This window comes from Cryptosporangium arvum DSM 44712 (genome assembly GCF_000585375.1).
Taxonomy (GTDB): Bacteria; Actinomycetota; Actinomycetes; order Mycobacteriales; family Cryptosporangiaceae; genus Cryptosporangium; species Cryptosporangium arvum.
In genome coordinates this window covers 1,642,669-1,660,631 of the sequence record NZ_KK073874.1, presented here as the reverse complement: position 1 = coordinate 1,660,631, position 17,963 = coordinate 1,642,669, and the positions used below count along the sequence as shown (strand labels likewise).

The 17,963-nt window shown below is 73.4% G+C and carries 16 protein-coding genes; 6 read left to right on the top strand and 10 right to left on the bottom strand.

The features are described from left to right. Positions 1-86: 86 nt before the first annotated feature. Positions 87-1,493, bottom strand: a complete 1,407-nt coding sequence (gene xylB, locus CRYAR_RS07645) for a xylulokinase (RefSeq protein ID WP_035849389.1) — start codon at positions 1,491-1,493, stop codon at positions 87-89. Between the two features lie 10 nt (positions 1,494-1,503). Next, complete coding sequence (gene pdxR, locus CRYAR_RS07640; RefSeq protein WP_035849387.1) at positions 1,504-2,937, bottom strand: MocR-like pyridoxine biosynthesis transcription factor PdxR; 1,434 nt, start codon at positions 2,935-2,937, stop codon at positions 1,504-1,506. A gap of 66 nt (positions 2,938-3,003) precedes the next feature. On the opposite strand from pdxR, the gene CRYAR_RS07635 reads away from it, so the two are divergent. After that, positions 3,004-3,960, top strand: a complete 957-nt coding sequence (locus tag CRYAR_RS07635; RefSeq protein ID WP_035849385.1) for a DMT family transporter — start codon at positions 3,004-3,006, stop codon at positions 3,958-3,960. Here the strand turns inward: CRYAR_RS07635 and CRYAR_RS07630 are convergent. From CRYAR_RS07630 to CRYAR_RS07620, 3 genes are read right to left on the bottom strand one after another with little or no spacing between them, the layout of a single operon-like run. Beyond that, a complete protein-coding gene (locus CRYAR_RS07630) occupies positions 3,862-4,515 on the bottom strand; it encodes an HD domain-containing protein (protein WP_211247322.1) in 654 nt (217 codons plus the stop codon). The two genes, CRYAR_RS07635 and CRYAR_RS07630, sit on opposite strands and share 99 nt — an antisense overlap. A 10-nt stretch (positions 4,516-4,525) precedes the next feature. After that, a complete protein-coding gene (locus CRYAR_RS07625) occupies positions 4,526-6,916 on the bottom strand; it encodes an ABC transporter permease (protein ID WP_035849382.1) in 2,391 nt (796 codons plus the stop codon). After that, complete coding sequence (locus tag CRYAR_RS07620; protein ID WP_035861248.1) at positions 6,910-7,638, bottom strand: ATP-binding cassette domain-containing protein; 729 nt, start codon at positions 7,636-7,638, stop codon at positions 6,910-6,912. Before CRYAR_RS07620 ends, CRYAR_RS07625 begins: the two co-directional genes overlap by 7 nt. Positions 7,639-7,749: 111 nt before the next feature. Between CRYAR_RS07620 and CRYAR_RS07615 the strand changes: the two genes are divergently transcribed. Beyond that, the gene (locus CRYAR_RS07615; protein ID WP_051569892.1) at positions 7,750-8,940 is read left to right on the top strand and encodes a sensor histidine kinase; all 1,191 of its coding nucleotides are present in this window, start codon (positions 7,750-7,752) and stop codon (positions 8,938-8,940) included. Next, positions 8,922-9,572, top strand: coding sequence for a response regulator (locus CRYAR_RS07610; RefSeq protein ID WP_084700222.1), 651 nt, complete (start codon positions 8,922-8,924; stop codon positions 9,570-9,572). Before CRYAR_RS07615 ends, CRYAR_RS07610 begins: the two co-directional genes overlap by 19 nt. Here CRYAR_RS07610 and CRYAR_RS07605 read toward each other — a convergent pair. Continuing rightward, a complete protein-coding gene (locus CRYAR_RS07605) occupies positions 9,569-10,102 on the bottom strand; it encodes a hypothetical protein (RefSeq protein ID WP_035849379.1) in 534 nt (177 codons plus the stop codon). The two genes, CRYAR_RS07610 and CRYAR_RS07605, sit on opposite strands and share 4 nt — an antisense overlap. After that, positions 10,102-12,027, bottom strand: a complete 1,926-nt coding sequence (gene dnaG / locus CRYAR_RS07600) for a DNA primase (RefSeq protein ID WP_035849378.1) — start codon at positions 12,025-12,027, stop codon at positions 10,102-10,104. The genes CRYAR_RS07605 and dnaG overlap by 1 nt, the downstream gene beginning before the upstream one ends. A gap of 120 nt (positions 12,028-12,147) precedes the next feature. Here dnaG and CRYAR_RS07595 point away from each other — a divergent pair, with 120 nt between their 5' ends. Both CRYAR_RS07595 and CRYAR_RS07590 read left to right on the top strand, forming a co-directional pair. Then, positions 12,148-12,819: a PhzF family phenazine biosynthesis protein gene (locus CRYAR_RS07595; RefSeq protein ID WP_035861246.1), complete on the top strand. Its 672-nt coding sequence runs from the start codon at positions 12,148-12,150 to the stop codon at positions 12,817-12,819. Then, positions 12,816-13,214 carry a rhodanese-like domain-containing protein gene (locus CRYAR_RS07590; protein ID WP_051569891.1) on the top strand — a complete coding sequence of 133 codons (399 nt, stop codon included), beginning with the start codon at positions 12,816-12,818 and terminating at the stop codon, positions 13,212-13,214. The genes CRYAR_RS07595 and CRYAR_RS07590 overlap by 4 nt, the downstream gene beginning before the upstream one ends. Before the next feature lie 25 nt (positions 13,215-13,239). Here the strand turns inward: CRYAR_RS07590 and CRYAR_RS07585 are convergent, their stop codons facing one another. Genes CRYAR_RS07585 through CRYAR_RS07575 form a run of 3 tightly spaced genes read right to left on the bottom strand, consistent with a single transcriptional unit; the run spans position 13,240 to position 16,351 of the window. Then, a complete protein-coding gene (locus CRYAR_RS07585; protein WP_035849372.1) occupies positions 13,240-14,211 on the bottom strand; it encodes an aldo/keto reductase in 972 nt (323 codons plus the stop codon). Then, positions 14,208-15,434, bottom strand: a complete 1,227-nt coding sequence (locus CRYAR_RS07580; protein WP_035849370.1) for a deoxyguanosinetriphosphate triphosphohydrolase — start codon at positions 15,432-15,434, stop codon at positions 14,208-14,210. Before CRYAR_RS07580 ends, CRYAR_RS07585 begins: the two co-directional genes overlap by 4 nt. Next, positions 15,431-16,351: a diacylglycerol/lipid kinase family protein gene (locus tag CRYAR_RS07575; protein WP_035849368.1), complete on the bottom strand. Its 921-nt coding sequence runs from the start codon at positions 16,349-16,351 to the stop codon at positions 15,431-15,433. The genes CRYAR_RS07580 and CRYAR_RS07575 overlap by 4 nt, the downstream gene beginning before the upstream one ends. Positions 16,352-16,435: 84 nt before the next feature. Here CRYAR_RS07575 and CRYAR_RS07570 point away from each other — a divergent pair, with 84 nt between their 5' ends. Next, positions 16,436-17,161, top strand: a complete 726-nt coding sequence (locus CRYAR_RS07570; protein WP_035849366.1) for a DUF2786 domain-containing protein — start codon at positions 16,436-16,438, stop codon at positions 17,159-17,161. Positions 17,162-17,963: the final 802 nt, after the last annotated feature.

Sequence of the window (17,963 nt, the reverse complement as noted above, 5' to 3'; positions counted from 1 at the left end):
TCCCACGGTTGCCTGCGTCACAAGGCGTGGGGAGACCGTAGAGCCCGCTTCCAGTCGGTGTCCAGAGTCTTTCGGATTACAGACGCCTAACTTTTGTTCGATCGAGACGAAAGTTCTTGCACGCCGGTACGAAACTGGGCGTAGCGGTCACGAGCCCCGGAGTAGTCGTCGGTCGCGTCCGGGGTGTGCTCGGCCGCGACCGTCCACCGGGGCGGCTCCGCCGCACCCGAGAGCGCCCACGCCGCCTGGCGCGCGGCGCCCAGCGCGACGTACTCGCCGGGCGCAGGCACGTCGACCGGAACGCCGAGGATCCCGGAAGCCACCGCGCGCACTGCCGGCGACATCGCGGCCCCGCCGATCAGCAGCGCCCGCCGGACCGGCACCCCGTGTTGGCGGACGGCGTCCAGGCCGTCGGCCAGACCGAGCAGCATGCCCTCCACCGCGGCCCGCGCGAGATTCTCGGGGCGAGCGTTTGCCCTGGTCAGACCAGTGATCCGCCCGGTCTCGTCGGGGAGGTCGGGGGTGCGCTCGCCGTCCAGGTACGGCAGGAGCGTGAGCCCGGCGGCGCCGGGTGTGCTGGCCAACGCCAGCTCCGAAAGACGGTCCAGGTCGACGCCGAGCAGGTCGGCCGCCGCGGTCAGCACCCGCGCCGCGTTGAGCGTGCAGACCAGCGGCAGGAACCGGCCGGTGGCGTCGGCGAAGTCGGCGACGAACCCGCTCGGGTCGTTCGTCGACGCCTCGGCCACCGCGAACACCGTGCCGCTCGTACCCAGGGACACGACGACGTCACCCGGGCCGGCACCGAGCCCCAGCGCGGCCGCCATGTTGTCGCCGGTACCGGCGGCGAGCGCGATGCCCTCCGGGGTCCGGCCGACGATCTCGGCGGGCGCGGCCACGCGGGGGACGCCGATCTCCCGGCCGAACGCGCGCTCGAGCAGGTCGAGGCGGTACTCGCCGGTCGCGGCCGACCAGTAACCGGTGCCGGACGCGTCGCCGCGGTCGGTGGTGGGGGCGATGCTCCGGCCGGACAGCTTCCAGGTGAGCCAGTCGTGCGGCAGCAGGATCTGCTCGACCCGCTTCGCCTGCTCGGGTTCGTGCGCGGCGAGCCAGCGCAGCTTCGTGACCGTGAAGCTCGCGACCGGCACCAGGCCGACCGCGTCGGTCCAGGCCTGCGCCCCGCCGAGCTCGTCGATCAGGTCGGTGGCCGCGCCGGCCGAACGGGTGTCGTTCCAGAGCAACGCCGGGCGGACGACGTTCCCGTCGGCGTCGAGCGTCACCATGCCGTGCTGCTGGCCGCCGACGGCCATCGCCTCGACACCGTCGAGCAGACCGTCGGATGCTGTCTGCAGTGCCGACCACCAGATGGCCGGGTCGACCTCGGTGGCGTCGGGGTGCGGGGCCCGGCCCTGCCTGACCACCTCGCCGGTCTCGGAATCGCAGATGAGGACCTTGGTGGATTGCGTCGAACAGTCGACGCCAGCGACGAGTGCCATGGCGTTTTTCCTACCTTGTGATGTCCGTTCGCACCACCATGCCGAGTCGTGCGCCCATTCGGCGGGCCGCCTCCTCGAGCCGATTCGGCGGATGTGCGGCATAACCGATCACGAGTCCGGGCCGCCCGGGGGCGGTGCGGTGCCAGGACAGCGGGTGCACCCGGACGCCGACCTCGGCGACCTGCTCGGCCAGCACGGTGTCGGGGATCTCACCGGGGAGCGTGATCAGCAGGTGCAGACCGGCGGCGACGCCCTCGACGCGGGCGGCGGGGAGGTGCTGCTCGAGCGCGGCGAACAGCGCGTCGCGGCGACGGCGCTGACGCTGGCGGACCCGGCGGAGGTGGCGCTCGTACTCCCCCGATCGCAGCAGGTGGGCCAGCACCAACTGGGACAGGGCCGGGTTCCCCAGGTCGGTGGAGTGTTTGACGGCGATCAGGTCGTCGCGCGTCGCGCGCGGCGGGATCATCCAGCCCAGGCGCATGCCGGGCGCGAGGGTCTTCGACGTACTGCCCATGTAGACGACGCGGTCGGGCGCGGAGGCCTGGAGCGCGGCGACCGGGGCCCGGTCGTAGCGGTGCTCGGCGTCGTAGTCGTCTTCGAGGACGAGGCCGCCCCAGGCGAGCAGTTCGCGGCGGCGAGCCGGGCTGAGCACGACGCCGGTGGGGAACTGGTGGGCGGGCGTGAGCAGCACGGTGTCCAGCCCGGTGGCGACCAGGTCCTCGACGCGGAGGCCGTGTTCGTCGACCGGGACGGGCCGTGGGCGCAGACCCCAGCTGGTGATCTGGTCCCGGGCTCCTCGCGAACCGGGGTCCTCCATCGCGACGTCCCGCGCCCCGAGGACCCTGGCGGCCAGGGCGAGGGCCTGAGCGACTCCCGCGACCACGAGGATGTCGTCGGGTTCGGCCCGGGTGCCGCGGGTGCGCGCGAGCCACACCGCCAGCTCACGGCGGAGCGACAGCGTGCCGCGCGGATCGCCGTAGCCCAGGTCGGTGCTGGTCATCGACGTGAGCACGGCCCGTTCCGCACGGAGCCAGGCCGCGCGCGGGAACGCGGCCAGGTCCGGCCGCCCGGGCGACAGGTCGAACTCGATGCCCTCCCCCGGCCCCAGCGGCAACCGCAACCCGGCCGGATCGAACGCCACCCCGTCCGGCCCGCGCCCGGGCGGCGGGGGCGCGAGCGGGGCCAGCCGGTTGGTCACGACGGTGCCGGCGCCGGTGCGGGCCTCGGCCAGCCCTTCGTCGACCAGGCGCCGGTAGGCCTCGACCACCACGCCCCGGGAGACCCCGAGATCAGCGGCGAGATCACGTGTCGCGGGCAGCCGCGCCCCCGGCCCGAGACGGCCGTCCACGACGGCGACGCGCACGGCGTCGACGAGCCAGGTGGTGATGCCTTTGGCCGGAGCGGCCTCGGCCCGGAGCTGCAGGAAGTCCGACCCCGCCGACATTGGTCCACCTTTTCGCGCCACAAATGGTCCTTCAACCGGACCATGTTCGGACCCCAGCATGGCTGCATGCTCACTTCACGTCTAGCGGCCGCGTCCGGCGCGACCGGAATGGTGTTCGTCGGCGGGAGCGTCGCGGTGTCGTCGCTGCTCGTCGGTAGCCCGCTGTTCACCGTGCAGGCGGTGCGCTACGCGCTGGCCTGCGTGCTGCTGATCGGGTTCGCCCGGCTCGCCGGACAGCGCCTGGTCCGGCCGCGGGGAGCGGAGTGGCTCTGGCTGAGCGGGATCGCGGTGACCGGCCTGGTGGTGTTCAACATCGCCCTCGTGCAGGGATCCCAGCACGCCGAGCCGGCCGTGCTGGGGGTCGCGGTGGCGAGCGTCCCGGTGCTGATGGCGGCGGTCGGACCGCTGCTGGAAGGCGCCCGGCCGAGCGTGCGTGCGCTGGTCGCGGCGCTCGTGGTGACCGCAGGAGCGGGCCTGGTCGAAGGACTCGGGCGCAGCGACGGCCTGGGGCTGCTGTGGGCGGTGGTCGTGTTCGCGAGCGAGGCCGCGTTCACGCTGCTGGCGGTGCCGGTACTCGGGCGGCTCCGGCCGTGGGGGGTCTCGGTGCACACCACCTGGATCGCCGCGGTGGCCTTCCTGGTGATCGGCGTCGTGCGCGAAGGCCCGACCGCGGTGTCGGAGTTCGGCCGGGCCGAGGTCGGGGCGATCGTCTACCTCGCGGTCGCGGTGACCGCGCTGGCGTTCGTGCTCTGGTACACGTGCGTCGCCCACCTCGGGAGCAGCCGCGCCGGGCTGCTCACCGGCGTCGCGCCGGTGTCGGCGGCGCTGTGCGGGGTGATGCTGGGACAGCCGGTGCCGGGCGTGCTCGTGTGGGTGGGTATCGCGGTGGTGGCCGCCGGGCTGGCCATCGGCCTGCCGTCGCGCTCAGCCCCCGCTGGAGGGCTCGAGGTCGGGCCCGTCGGGCCGGATCCAGCCGCGGCGGATCCCCTCGTCGACCAGGCGGCCGGTTGCCGCGCCCAGTGACGTGGAACCGGCGACCACCCCGGACTCGCGGGCCCGGACCGTGCTCTCGGTGGCCCCGGGCATGTGCCACGTCCCGCCCCCGGTGAGCCAATTGAGCAGCATCGGCTCGAGCCGGTCCATCGCCTTGCCGAAGCGCGCCTCGGGCGTCGCACCGGCCTCGAACTCGTCCCACAACGCGCGCAGGTGCGTCGCCTGGTCGTCGGGCAGCAGCGTGAACAGCCGGTCGGCCGCGGCCTCCTCGCGTTCCCGCTGCCCCACGACCGCGGCCGGGTCGAACACCGGGCTGTCACCCGCGTGGATCTCCACCAGGTCGTGCACGATCACCAGCCGCATCGTGTGCCCGACGTCGATCGGCTCGTCGGCGTACTCGGCGAGCAGCAGCACCATCAGAGCGAGGTGCCACGAGTGCTCGGCGTCGTTCTCCCGCCGCTCGGCCGCCGCCAGCGGCGAGGCCCGCAGCACGGTCTTGAGCTGATCGACCTCGGCGATGAACGACAGCTGCCGCCGGAGCCGCTCGTCGATACCGTCGGGCAGCGGATTGCGGTCGATGAGCACGGCGCCCACCCTAAACCGCGGACGCCGGCGCCCGCCGCTTCGTCGACGCCCTTCCGAGCGTCCACAGTGCCGGAACGAGGGCGGAGACGACCGTCACCCCGACGCACACCGCGGCCACGGTGGTGACCGGGCCCCACGGCACCACGACCGGTAGCGGTCCGCCCGTCAGCTGCCAGAGGCACAGCCACAGCGCTGCGCTCGACAACACCGTCGCCGCTGCGGCGAGAACCAGGCCCAGGGCCGACACCAGCAGCGCCTCCGCGCACACGGCCCGCACCACCTGCAGCGGCGTCGCCCCGGCCAGGCCGAGCAACTCGGACTCGCCGCGCCGGTCGCGTGCCGCCATCAGCGTCGTCCCGACGATCGAGAGCACCGCGAGCACCGTCGCCAGCCCGAGAATGACCTGCAGCCCCAGCGTCTGCGCGCGCCGCGAGGTCCTCGTGGTAGCCAGCTCCCCACGCCCCCGCACAGCGGCCTCGATCGCGCGGGAGACCTCCGCCCGGGACGCCCACGGCGCCACGCTCACCTCCACCCGTGACGCGACCGCCGTCCCGGCGTGGCGGCCGGACAGGAACGCCCCGTTGCCGCCGACGCCCTCGCGCACCACCGCCACGACCCGGAACGAACGCGGGCTCCCGTCGGCCAGCCAGACCTGGACGTGCTCCCCCACCGACCAGCCGAACTCCGCGTCCACCACGATCGACTGATCGTCGAGGGCCGACGGGTCACCGGCGAGCACCGGCACCCCGGTGACCCGGTCGACCGCGCGCGCAGTGTGCCGCACGACCGCCGCGTCGTCGTCGGCGGCGTAGACGACGGTCGGACGGACGACGTTCACCGACGCCACGCCCGGCACGGCGCGGACGCGGGCCACCGCGTCCGGATCCAGGCCCAGCTCCGAGGAGACTGCCAGGCCTTCGCGCTCCGCGGACTTCGCGGCGTCGATCGTCGCCGTCACCGTCAGCACACCACCGGCCAGACCGGCCGTGAGCAGCACCGGAGCCGCCATCGCGGCGGTACGCCTGGCCGCGGTCAGCGCCGCCTGCCGGGCGAGCAGCCCGGTAAGCGTCCCGAGGAGACGCGCCAGCGGCGGCACGACCAGCGGCGCGAGCAACGCGATCGCGACCAGCAGGAGCATCGTCGCCGGGAGGTAGTGCTTGCGGCCGAGCGCCGCGGCGGGCGCGGCCACCACCGGCTCCACGAGCATGAACAGCGCGCCGGAGAACGTCACCAGGCCGAAGATCCAGCGGCCCGGCGTCATCGGGGTTCCGACCGCGGTCTCGCGCAGCGCCTCCACCGGCCGGATCCGCCCGGCGCGGTGGGCGGCGGCCACCACCCCGAGCAGCGCGGTGAGCACCCCCGCCCCGGACGCGACGACGAACGGCCAGCGCGGGTCCGGAACCGTGAACCACGGCGGAGCCAGCCCGTTGTCGACGAGCCACACCGCCACCCCACGGGCCAGCGGTCCGCCCAGCGCGCACCCGGCGGCGGACCCGGCCACGCCCAGCAGCAGCCCTTCGGCGATCACCGACCGGCGGACCTGGCCGGGGGTCGCACCCGAGGTACGCAGGAGCGCCAGCTCGCGCCGCCGGGTCGCCACCGCGTACGCGAACGTCGACGCGATCACGAACACCGCGACGAACCCCGACACCCCCGCTGCGGTCCCGACGATCGCGTTCGCCGCGACCAGGGCCTCGGTGTCGGCGCGGTGATCCGGGTCGAGCGCCCGGCGCCGGGCTCCGGTCGATACCCGGGCGTCGTCGCCGAGAGCCGCTCGGACGGCCGCCGGCGCGGCCCCGGACGCCACCGCGTCGACCCGCGGCGAGAGCCGCGCCGCCTCGGCGTCGGTGAAGAAGATCGCCTGCTCGAACGGGACCGGCGCGGTCAGCCCGACCACCCTGTAGACCCGGATCTCGGCCGCGGTCAGCACGGTCACCGCGCTCCCCACCCCGACCCCGGCCACGCCGTCGCGGACGACGACCTCGGTGGCCTTCCGGGGGCCCCGGCCCGTCACGAGCCGGTAGTTCCCGAGCCGGGCCGCCGCCCACGGCCGGCCCACCGCGCCGGGCTCACTGCCCGCGAGGCCGGCGGGGAAGATCCGGTCGATCACCGCGGGGCCCAGCCCGGTCACACGCGCGACCACCTCCGGCCGGAGACCGCGGGATTCGGCCAGCGGGATCACCTGCACCCCGTTCGCGGTCGGGACACGCAGCTCGTCGCGGGGCGTCACCACCACCGGCGCGGCCGCGTACCGCCGGGGCGGGCGGTCCGGTGCGGTCACCGTGCCCGCGATCACCACCCCGGCGGCGGCGATCAACGCCACGCCGAGCGTCAGCGTGAGCACCGTCGTGACGAACGTCGTCCAGCGGGACCGCAGGGTACTGAGCGCGACGGTCAGCACGCCGGTTCCGCCAGCCGGGCCATCCGCTCCACCACCGACGCGTGGGTCGGCCGGTCGAGCTCCTCCACCGGGCGCCCGTCGACGAGGAACACCACGCGGTCGGCGTACGCGGCGGCGACCGGATCGTGCGTCACCATCACGATCGTCCGCCCGGTCATCGCGCGCAGCATCTCCAGCACGCCCCTCCCGGCGGCGCTGTCCAGCGCACCGGTCGGTTCGTCGGCGAAGAGCACCGGCGGCGCGCTCACCAGGGCGCGGGCGATCGCGACCCGCTGCTGCTGCCCCCCGGACAGCTCGCCGGGCCGGTGCCGCTCCCGGCCGGCCAGCCCGACCTGGGCGAGCGCCCCGCGGATCGTGTCCCGTCCGGGGCGACGGCCGGCCAGCCGGAGCGGCAGCCCCACGTTCTGCTCCGCGGTCAGCGACGGCAGCAGGTTGAACGACTGGAAGACGAAGCCGATCCGGTCCCGGCGCAGGCGCGCCAGCCGGGTCTCGCTCAACCGCGTGAGGTCGACGCCGGCCACCAGCACGCTCCCGCGGTCGGGCCGGTCGAGCCCGGCCGCGCACTGCAACAGCGTCGACTTCCCCGACCCCGACGGCCCCATGACCGCCGTGAACGTCCCGGCGGGACAGTCGAGGTCGACGCCGTCGAGAGCGGTCACGCGCGCCGATTTCCGCCCGTAGGTCTTGGTGACCCCACGCAGCCCTACCGCCTGATCGTCCATGCCGTCGAGCACAGCGGAGCGACGACCGGCACGCACCAGGCCTGCTTCGACGTCGGAGGTAGTGGTTTCTCTACTGTCGTGGCCGCACCGCACCCGTAGGGTCCGACCGTGATGCGTGCCGTGGTGTCCCTCGCGACCGGAGTGGTCACCGGCGCGGTCACGGCGGTGCTCCTGCTCGGGCTGGTCACGGTCGGCGCCCTCACCGCGCCGGTGCTGATCGGGCTGCCGATCCTGGGGGCCGTGCTGCTGTCGGGGCTGCCGGTGGGCTGGGTCGAGCGTCGCCGGCTGGGGGTGGACGGCGACCCGCACCGGGAGCCGGACCGGCCCGGTCTGCGCGCCTGGCTGAGCTGCCGGCTCCACGAACGCGCCAGCTGGCGGGAGCTGGCGTACGCGCTGCTGCTCGGCGGCCTGCTGTGGTGGCTGGACCTGGCCGTGCTCGGCTACGGCGTCGCGGTGCCGCTGTCGCTGATGTCCTCACCGGTGCTGCAGGCCTGGTTCGACGAGGTCAAGGTGCTGAAGCTGGTGCTCGTCACCACGCCGGGGCAGGCCTGGGCGGCCGCGGTCGTCGGGGTGCTCGCGCTGCCGCTCGCGGGGTATCTCATCCGGCTCTACGCCGCCGGGCGGGCGCGGCTCGCCCGGGCGTTCCTCGCCCCGCGGCGCGGCGTCACCGACGAGAACGTCGTCGAGCTGGTCCGGTCGCGCGCCCGCCTGGTGGACGCGTTCGACGCCGAACGCCGCCGCATCGAACGGGACCTGCACGACGGTGCGCAGCAGCGTCTCGTCGCCCTGGGCATGACGCTCGGCCTGGCCCGTCTGGCCGGGCCCGACGAGATGCGCACGCTCGTGGAACGTGCCCACGGTGACGCCCGGCGCGCGCTCGACGAACTCCAGGAGTTCCTCCGCGGTATCCACCCGCGGATCCTCACCGATCGGGGCCTGCCCGCCGCCGTCGCCGAGCTCGCGGACCGGTCCGGAGTCCCGGTCGACGTCGAGCTCGAGCTGCCCGGGCGGCTGCCGTCGTCGGTGGAGGTGGCCGCGTACTTCGTGGTGTGCGAGGCGCTGACCAACGTGGCCAGGCACAGTGGGTGTTCGAGTGCGTCGGTGACCGGTGGGCAGGAGGGCTCCCGGCTGGTCGTCGAGATCCGGGACGACGGGGTGGGCGGCGCTTCCGCGGCCCCGGGCAGCGGTCTGGCCGGCCTGGCCGACCGGGTCGCCGCGGCGGCCGGCCGGCTCGCGCTGGTGAGTCCGCCGGGTGGGCCGACGGTGTTGCGGGTGGAGCTGCCGTGCGCGCCGTCCGAGTAGTGCTCGCCGAGGACGGCGCGTTGATCCGGGAGGGCATCGCGGCCGCGCTGTCCCGCTTCGGGTACGACGTGGTGGCGTCGGTGGGGGACGCCGATTCGCTGCGGTCGGCGACGTCGGCGTTCGATCCGGACCTGGTCGTGACCGACGTCCGGATGCCGCCGGACGAGACCGACGACGGGCTGCGAGCCGCGGTGACGCTGCGCAGCGGGCGTCCCGGGCTCGCGGTGCTCGTGCTCAGCCAGTACATCGAGCTGACCTACGCCGCCGAGCTGCTCGACTCCCCCGGGAACGCCGGGGTCGGCTACCTGCTGAAGGACCGGATCACCGACGTCGGGGCGTTCGTCGACGCGGTGGCGCAGGTGGTGGCCGGACGCACGGTCGTCGATCCCCAGGTGGTGAGACAGCTCTTGCGGCGCAACCGCGACCCGTTGCAGCGGCTGAGCGAGCGGGAGCGCGAGGTGCTCGCGCTGATGGCCGAGGGGCGGTCGAACGCCGCGATCGCCCGGCAGCTGCGGGTCACCGACGCCGCGATCGGCAAGCACATCACCGGCATCTTCACGAAGCTCGACCTGGAGCAGGCCGGTGACGACAACCGCCGTGTCCTCGCCGTCCTGACCTACCTGCGGAGCTAGACGGGCTCGTGGGTGGCGCGGGCGGCGTCGAGCAGGACCTCGGCTTCGGCCCGGGCGGCGTCGGAACTCCGGTCGGCGGGGTCGTCGAAGCGCAGTTGCCAGGTCAGGCCGTCGTGGCCGGGCACGCGCCTGGCGACCACCCGGACTCCCCCACCGCCGCTCAGCGCGTGGTGCTCGGTGTGCGCGACGCTCCGCTCGACCCGCTCCCGCACCTGGACCGGCAGGTCACGCGGGTCGGGCAGCCGCAGCCGACGCACCGCGCCGTCCGCCACCACCCCGGGCTCGACCTCGACCCCCGGCGTGACGACGAGCGACCCGTCGCGCCACACCGCCTTGTGGATCTCGTGCCAGCCGAGCCGGTGCCACTCCTGATCGGAGACGCCCTTCTTCGGCGGCAGCCAGAGCGCGTGCACGCTCGCCACCGCGACCGCCTCCGCGGTGGTGGCCCACGACACGACCCGGTCGGCCGGGTCCAGCGGTGGCGTCACCGGCGGGGCGTCCCGGCGGAACAGCCGGTCGAGGAGCTTCATCACAGGCCTCCGATCGCTTGTTCGCGCAGCCCGTGCAGATACTGCTCGAGCGCGACCAGCTCACCGAAGAGCTTCATGTACTCGTCCACGGCGTCGACCGGGTTGACCCGCTGCAACTTCGACTTGACCGCGACGACGCGCCGCACCGTCGCGAGCCGCTGCACCTCGTTGATCTGCGCGGACACGTAGCGGGGATCGATCTCCCCGTCGTTGAAGAGCCGCTCGACCGCCAGCTCGACGATGAGCGCCTTGCCGACCAGGTCGTCACACGCGTCGATGAGCGCCTGCACCCACTCGGGCCCGGACGTACCGACCACCGCGCCGCCGACCACCGCGACCGCGCGCCGCACCGACCGGTACGCCGGGTTGGTGTACGCGTCCTCGCCGACCGCGTCGAACAGCGGCCCGGCCAGCACCGGCTCCTGCACGGCGAGCTTGATGGCCTCGCGCTCCACCATCAGCGCGCGGTCGGCCGGGTCGGGCCGCCCACCGGCCGGGCTCACCGGCGCGTCGTCTTCGGCCTCGGGCGCACCACCTTGACGCGGCGCCCTCCCGTTCGGGGCCGCGTTGCGACCGCCCCCGCCCTTGCCGCCGCCCTTGCCGGCCGCCTCGTTGACCGCCTTGAGCACCGGCTCCAGGTCCATGCCGAGGTCACCGGCGAGCTTGCGCGCGTACTCCGGCCGCAGCGCCCGGTCCTTGATGCGCGCGACCAGCGGTGCGGCGGCGCGCAGTGCGGCGACCCGGCCCTCGACGGTGTCCAGGTCGTACTTCGCCAGCAGCGTCCGCAGCACGAACGCGACGAGCGGCTCGCGGCGGGCCACCAGGTCACGCACCGCGGAGTCGCCGTGCGCGAGCCGCAGCTCGCAGGGGTCCATGTTCTGCGGCGACACCGCGATGAACGTCTGGGCGACGAAGCGCTGGTCGTCCTCGAACGCGCGCACCGCGGCCTTCTGCCCGGCGGCGTCGCCGTCGAAGGTGAAGATGACCTCGCCGCGGAACTCGTCCTGGTCCATCAGGAGGCGCCGCAGCACCTGGATGTGGTCGGCGCCGAACGCGGTGCCGCAGGTGGCGACCGCGGTGACGACACCGGCGAGGTGGCAGGCCATCACGTCGGTGTAGCCCTCGACGACGACCGCGCGCTGCTGCTTCGCGATGTCCTTCTTCGCGTTCGCGACGCCGTAGAGGACGTGCGACTTCTTGTAGATCGGCGACTCGGGGGTGTTCAGGTACTTCGGGCCGTCGTCGCCGTCGAGCAGGCGGCGGGCGCCGAACCCGATCACCTCGCCGCCGAGGTCGCGGATCGGCCAGACCAGCCGCCCGCGGAACCGGTCGATCAGCGACCCGGACCGCGCGGCCTTCGAGATACCGCCGGTGACCAGCTCCTCGTTGGTGAAGCCGCGGCCGCGCAGGTGTTTGGTGAGCGCATCCCAGCCGGCGGGGGCGAACCCGCAGCCGAACTGGCGGGCCGCGTCGGGCCCGAAGCCCCGGGCGGCGAGGAACTCGCGCGCGGGCATCGCGTCGCGGGTGCCGAGCTGCTCGGCGTAGAACTCGGCGGCCGCGGTGTGCGCGGCGATGAGCCGCTGACGCTGGCCGGTGTTGCGCACCGGCGCCGGCCCGGCCTCGGTGTAGGTGAGCTGGATCCCCGCCCGGGCGGCCATCCGCTCGACCGCTTCGGAGAACGTCAGCATCTCCGTCTTCATGACGAAGCTCAGGACGTCGCCACCCTCGGCGCAGCCGTAGCAGTAGTAGACGCCTTTAGCCGGGTTGATGTTGAAAGACGGCGTTTTCTCGTCGTGGAAGGGGCACAGCCCTTTGAACGTGCCGCCGCCCGCCGGCCGGAGCGTCACCCGCTCACCGACGACGTCGACGATCGGTGACCGTTCCCGCACCAACGCGATGTCGCTGTCCCTGATCCGCCCCGCCACGGCGTCGAGTCTATGGCGAACCCCCGACAATCGGCGGCGACCCCTTCTGGCAGTCTTCTTGCGATAGTGGGCAATGCTGCCAGTCGACTGAACCGACGTCGGCACGGCATGCTCAGCGGCATGAGCATCGAGGTGCACGAACTGCTGGTCTTCCCTGGTCCCGACGGTACCGCCGGCAACCCGCTCGGCGTCGTCCTGGACGGTGCGAGCGTTCTCCGGGCCGACCGTCAGGGCGTCGCGGCCGAGCTCGGCTACAGCGAGACCGTCTTCGTCGACGACGCGGCCACCGGCGCGATCACGATCTTCACCCCCGCCGTCGAGCTGCCGTTCGCCGGTCACCCGACCGTCGGCACCGCCTGGCTGCTCGCCCGGGAGAAGGCCCCGGTCGACGCGCTGCGCCCGCCCGCGGGGACCGTCGCGGTCCGCTACGAGACGGACCTGACCTGGGTGACCGCCCGTCCGGAATGGACACCGAAGTTCGACTTCCGGCAGCTCGGCAGCGCGGCCGAGGTCGAGAACTACCCGCTGCCGACCGAGGGCCAGCAGTACGTCTGGGCCTGGATCGACGAGGCCGCCGGAATAGTGCGATCCCGGTCCTTCCCGGTCGATATGGGCATTCAGGAGGACGAAGCTACCGGCGCCGCCGCGGTCGCGCTCGTCGGGAAGCTCGGCCGCAGGGTCGAGATCCACCAGGGCGTCGGTTCGGTCCTGATCGCCGGCCCGACCGGCGACGGAGCGGTCGAGCTCGGTGGCCGCACCACCGCCGTGCGCAGGCTGGAGCTGGCCCGATGAAGGTCCTGCGCGGGCTGGTCACCCGCGTTCCGGCGGCCGAACCCGAGGCGGCGGTGGCTCGCCTCAGCGAACGGTTCCGCTTCGAAACCGACTGTGCCGACGTCGCGAGCGACCTGTCGCATGGCGTCACGGGGTTCGTCGTCGTGGACGCCCGGTCGCCGGAGAAGTACGCCGCCGGACACGTCCCCGGGGCGCTGAACCTGCCGACCCGGAGCATCACCGCGGAGAGCACCGGGCACCTCGACCGCGCGGCGATGTACGTCACCTACTGCGACGGCCCGCACTGCAACGGCTCCACCAAGTCCGCGCTGCGCCTGGCCGAACTGGGCTTCCGCGTCAAGGAAATGCTCGGCGGTTTCCATTTCTGGACCCTGGACGGCCACCCGGTGGAGTGACCGCCCTGGGCCCCTCGGCCACGGCCTAGAAACCGACGACGGCGTGCGGCACGTACGGCTTCTCGAGGGCGGCGATCTCGTCGGCGGAGAGGTCGAGGTCGACCGCGGCCGCCGCGTCCTCCAGGTGCGAGAGTTTGCTCGCCCCGATGATCGGCGCGGTGACACCGGGCCGGGCGAGCATCCAGGCGAGGGCCACCTGCGCCCGCGGGACACCGCGTTCCTCGGCGATGCGTGCCACCGCCGCGACGACGGCCCGGTCGGCCTCGACGTCGTAGAGCCGGCTGCCGAACGCGTCGCTCTCGCTGCGGTTGGTGGTGACCTCGGGGTCGCGGGTGAGGCGGCCCCGGGCCAGCGGCGACCACGGGATGACGCCCACGCCGGCGTCGATGCTGAGCGGGATCATCTCCCGCTCCTCCTCCCGGTTGAGCAGGTTGTAGTGGTTCTGCATCGAGACGAACCTGGTCCAGCCGTGCTTCTCGGCGACGTGGAGGTACTTGGCGAACTGCCACGCCCACATCGAGCTCGCGCCGATGTAGCGCGCCTTACCGGCCTTCACGACGTCGTGGAGCGCCTCGGCGGTCTCCTCGATCGGCACCTGGGGGTCGAAGCGGTGGATCTGGTACAGGTCGACGTAGTCGGTGCCGAGGCGGCGCAGGCTGTTGTCGATCTCGGCGAGGATCGCCTTGCGGGAGAGGCCGGCGCCGTTCGGGCCCTCGTGCATCCGCCCGTTGACCTTGGTGGCCAGGACGATCTCGTCGCGCTTGGCGAAGTCACGCAGCGCGCGCCCGACGATCTCCTCGCTGCTGCCGTCGCTGTAGACGTTCGCGGTGTCGAAGAAGTTGATGCCGACGTCGAGCGCCTTCCGGATGAACGGGCGGCTCTCGTCCTCGGGGAGCGTCCAGCTGTGGTTCCCGCGGTCCGGATCGCCGTAGGTCATGCAACCCAGGCAGATCCGGGAGACTTCCAGACCGGTGCGGCCGAGCCGGGCGTACTTCATTGCGGTGCTCCTTCCAGGGGTCCGGCGAGGCGGTCGTGCCAGGCGACCGCCGCCGGGTCGGTCAGGCTCGCCACCTGGTCGATGACGACGCGCAGGCGGGCGGCGTCGTCGGCGGCGCTCTTCCAGAGCGGAGCGAAAATGGGGTCGAGCGCGTCCGGAGCCCGGTGCAGGAGGGCCTCGACCAGCCGGGTCAGTATCTCGCGCTGCCGGACGTAGCGCGCGTTCGCGCCGGGGCGGTTCATCACGTAGCGCAGCGCGAGTCCTTTGAGGAGCGCGCACTCGGCCCGGGCCCGCCGGGGGATCTCCAGGTCGGCCGCGTAGCCACGCAGCGGGCCCGGACCGGTCTTCTCCCGGGTGGCCCGCACCGCGACCGCGGACAGCCGCCCGACCAGTGCGCTGGTGACCTGCTTGAGCCGGGACTGCGCGAGGTGACTGCCGTCGTACCGGGCGAGCCCCTCCACGACGGGCTCGGCGAGCAGCTCGGTGAGCACCGCACGCAGGTCGCCCGGGGACTCCGGCGAGTAGACACGGGCCACGTCGGCGCAGAGCGCGTCGCGTTCGTCCGGGTCGGCGAGCAGTTCGATCCGGACGTGGCCGGCGTGCACGCCGTCCTCCAGGTCGTGGACGGAGTAGGCCACGTCGTCGGCCCAGTCCATGATCTGGGCTTCCAGACACCGCCGGTCCGGCGGAGCCTGCTCCCGGTACCACTCGAAGACCGGCTGGTCGTCGGGGTAGACGTTGAACTTCCGGGTGCCCGGTTTCCGGCCCCACGGGTACTTCGTGATCGCGTCGAGCGTCGCGCGGGTGAGGTTGAGGCCGGCCCCGGGCACCTTCGCTTCCAGCCGGCTCACCACGCGCAGGGTCTGGGCGTTGCCCTCGAAGCCACCGGCCGGTTGCGCCACGACGTCGAGCGCGTCCTCGCCGTTGTGGCCGAACGGCGGGTGCCCCAGGTCGTGCGCCAGCCCGGCGGTGTCGACGACGTCCGGGTCGGCGCCGAGCGCGACGCCCATCTCGCGGGCGATCTGGGCGACCTCCAGCGAGTGCGTGAGGCGGGTGCGCAGGAAGTCGTCCCCACTGGCGGTGATGACCTGGGTCTTGGCGGCGAGCCGGCGGAACGCCGCCGAGTGCAGGACGCGGGCCCGGTCGCGCTGGTAGGGAGTGCGGCCGGTGCCGGGGTCCTTCGCCGGTTCGGCGACCAGCCGCTCCGCGCCGGGGTCGGTCACCAGACGGCCCGCGCCGAGCCCGAGACCAGGATCGAGTAGACGCCCCGTTTCACGTCCCAGGAGCGGTGGGTCACCTCGTCGCTGATCTCGCCGTCGGTGTTCACCCGGAACACGTCGGCACCGTCGGGGACTTTCAGCACGACCGTGCCGCCCCGGTAGACCTGCACGTCCTCCCGGCGGATGTGGACGCCGTTACGCAGCGCCAGGCCGTACTCGTACCGGTTACGGGGGCCCTGGACGGCGGCGACCACCACGTCGAGCAGGCCGTCGTCGGGCTCGGCGTTCGGCGCCAGCGGCGTGCCCCCGCCGATCGAACGCCCGTTGCCGATACCCAGCATCAGCACCGGCGTCTCGGGGCCGTGGACCTGCTCGCCGTCCACTTCGATGGCCATGTGCCAGCCCTCGCTGGTGAAGCCCGCGACCAGGCCGCCGAGCGGGTAGGCCGCGACGCCGAGCGTCGGCTTCCAGCCGGACGCCAGCCGGCCGGCCTCCGCGCCGACGCCGGCGTGAGCGGCGTTCACCAGCACCTCGCCGGTGTTGTCGACCGCGATGTCGAGCGCGCGGGCGTAGCCGTCCAGCACGGTCTCGGCGGCGGCGACGGGGTCGAGCGGGATGCCGAGCGTGCGCGCCAGGTCGTTGCCCGTACCCAGCGGGATCAGCCCGAACGGACGCTGTGGATCGAGCTGGTGGGCGTCGTACAGCAACTGCACCGCGGCGTGCAGCGACCCGTCACCGCCGGCGAGCACGGTCGTGCGTTCGCGATGGATGCGCAGGGCAGCGCCGAGGGCGTCGAGGTCGGCCGTACGCGCCACCACGACGTCGGCGACGCGGCGCAGGACCTCGACCGCTTTGTCGACGGCGGCGAGTTCGGTACTGCCAGCGCCTTCGTTGACGATCACCAGCAGCTCTTGCGGCATGGGTCCGAGCCTAGGCGGGTGGGATATCCACAGCGACTCCGGCGGGTGTCGACGTGGGGTCCGGGAGCTGTGAGGGTGGGGCGCATGAGTTCGACGGACGCCAAGCTCGCGGTCATCCGCAAGCTGCTCGCACAGGCCGAGGACGCCGCGGCCAGCCCGGCCGAGGCCGAGACGTTCACCGCGAAGGCCGCCGAGTTGATGGCTCGGTACGGGGTCGACCGGGCGATGCTCGCCGACGGCGACGAGACCGCCGACGGGATCGCCGACCGGGAGATCCCGGTGGATCCGCCGTACGCGCGGGACAAGTTCGGGCTGCTGGCCGGAATCGCCAGGGCGATGGGGCTGCGGGTGGTCCACAAGTCCGGGTACCGCGGGCGGGACACGACCGCGCTGCTGTTCGGGTTCGCGTCCGACATCGAACGCGCCGAGATCCTGTTCACGTCGTTGCTGCTGCAGGCGGTACGCGGGGTGCTCGCGGCGCGCGTTCCGCCCGGGGAGCACGTCGCGGCCTACCGGCGGTCCTGGATCGTGGGGTTCAGCGCGACGATCCACCACCGCTTGGCCGAGGCGGAGGAGCGGGCCCGGGCGCAGACCACGTCCACCAGCGCGGCCGGTCGCTCGGCCGAAGTGGTGCTGGCCGACCGGCGGCGGGTGGTCGACACCCGGTTCGCGGAGGCTTTTCCGAGGTTGGGGACGATGGGGCCGCGGTATCTGAGCGGCAGCGGCCACCGCGAGGGCGCCGCGGCCGGCCATCGGGCCGATCTGGGCGTGACGTCACTCCGTTCCCGCCAGGGTGTCATTGACCGATAGGGGTGGGCGGGGTCGGTGGGCGCGGGCAGGGCCGGCGGGCGCAGCCCGCACTACGGGTGCGGGTGGTCGCCGAGGGCATACGGGCATTGCTCGCACGGTCGGGTCCTGCGGGCACGACTGGGCGCTTCGGGCACGATTGGGCGCTTCGGGCACGGCTGGCGCTTCGGGCACCGGTGAGCGCCGGGCATAGGCAGCGCCGCGGGCACACGCGAGCACCGCACGCATCACAGGGTGTGGGAACCGGAGGGAGGCATGAGACTGCGGATGACACGGGCGCTGTGAGTAACACGGGCGCTGTGAGTAACACGGGCGCTGTGAGTAACACGGGCACCGCATATACACCTGCACCGCAGGAAGCACCGGGTCCGCATGGAGCACCGGCACCGCAGGAAACGCTGGCCATGTCGGGGTCCGCAGGCACTATGAGCACCGTGAGTGCAGGCAGCCGCGCGGGCAGGCCACGACCGCTCTCGCCGCGGCGCCATCGACCGCAAGGGCGCCGACCGCTGCGAACAAGCAGCCCAGCCGTGCGCACTGAGCGCAGCCAGACACAGCAGATACAGCGCGGCGCCAGCGGGCGCACTCGAGCGCCGCGGGCATCAGACGACCTCGCCCCCCTGTTGCCGCAGCGTGCCATCAACCGCAGAGGGCGATCGACCCCCGCAGACAGGCCGCGCAGCCGAATACCGTGAGCACAGCAGGCACAGCAGGCACAGCAGGCACAGCAGGCACAGCAGGCACAGCAGGCACAGCAGGCACAGCAGGCTAGTCAAGCGTTTGCTCGCGAGCGCTGAAACAGGCC

What these genes read in the sequence shown, in the direction of transcription:
- xylB (WP_035849389.1), bottom strand. Translation starts at nt 1,493, where the DNA reads ATGGCACTCGTCGCTGGCGTCGACTGTTCGACGCAATCCACCAAGGTC.
- pdxR (WP_035849387.1), bottom strand. Translation starts at nt 2,937, where the DNA reads ATGTCGGCGGGGTCGGACTTCCTGCAGCTCCGGGCCGAGGCCGCTCCG.
- CRYAR_RS07635 (WP_035849385.1), top strand. Translation starts at nt 3,004, where the DNA reads ATGCTCACTTCACGTCTAGCGGCCGCGTCCGGCGCGACCGGAATGGTG.
- CRYAR_RS07620 (WP_035861248.1), bottom strand. Translation starts at nt 7,638, where the DNA reads ATGGACGATCAGGCGGTAGGGCTGCGTGGGGTCACCAAGACCTACGGG.
- CRYAR_RS07615 (WP_051569892.1), top strand. Translation starts at nt 7,750, where the DNA reads ATGCGTGCCGTGGTGTCCCTCGCGACCGGAGTGGTCACCGGCGCGGTC.
- CRYAR_RS07605 (WP_035849379.1), bottom strand. Translation starts at nt 10,102, where the DNA reads ATGAAGCTCCTCGACCGGCTGTTCCGCCGGGACGCCCCGCCGGTGACG.
- CRYAR_RS07595 (WP_035861246.1), top strand. Translation starts at nt 12,148, where the DNA reads ATGAGCATCGAGGTGCACGAACTGCTGGTCTTCCCTGGTCCCGACGGT.
- CRYAR_RS07590 (WP_051569891.1), top strand. Translation starts at nt 12,816, where the DNA reads ATGAAGGTCCTGCGCGGGCTGGTCACCCGCGTTCCGGCGGCCGAACCC.
- CRYAR_RS07585 (WP_035849372.1), bottom strand. Translation starts at nt 14,211, where the DNA reads ATGAAGTACGCCCGGCTCGGCCGCACCGGTCTGGAAGTCTCCCGGATC.
- CRYAR_RS07575 (WP_035849368.1), bottom strand. Translation starts at nt 16,351, where the DNA reads ATGCCGCAAGAGCTGCTGGTGATCGTCAACGAAGGCGCTGGCAGTACC.
- CRYAR_RS07570 (WP_035849366.1), top strand. Translation starts at nt 16,436, where the DNA reads ATGAGTTCGACGGACGCCAAGCTCGCGGTCATCCGCAAGCTGCTCGCA.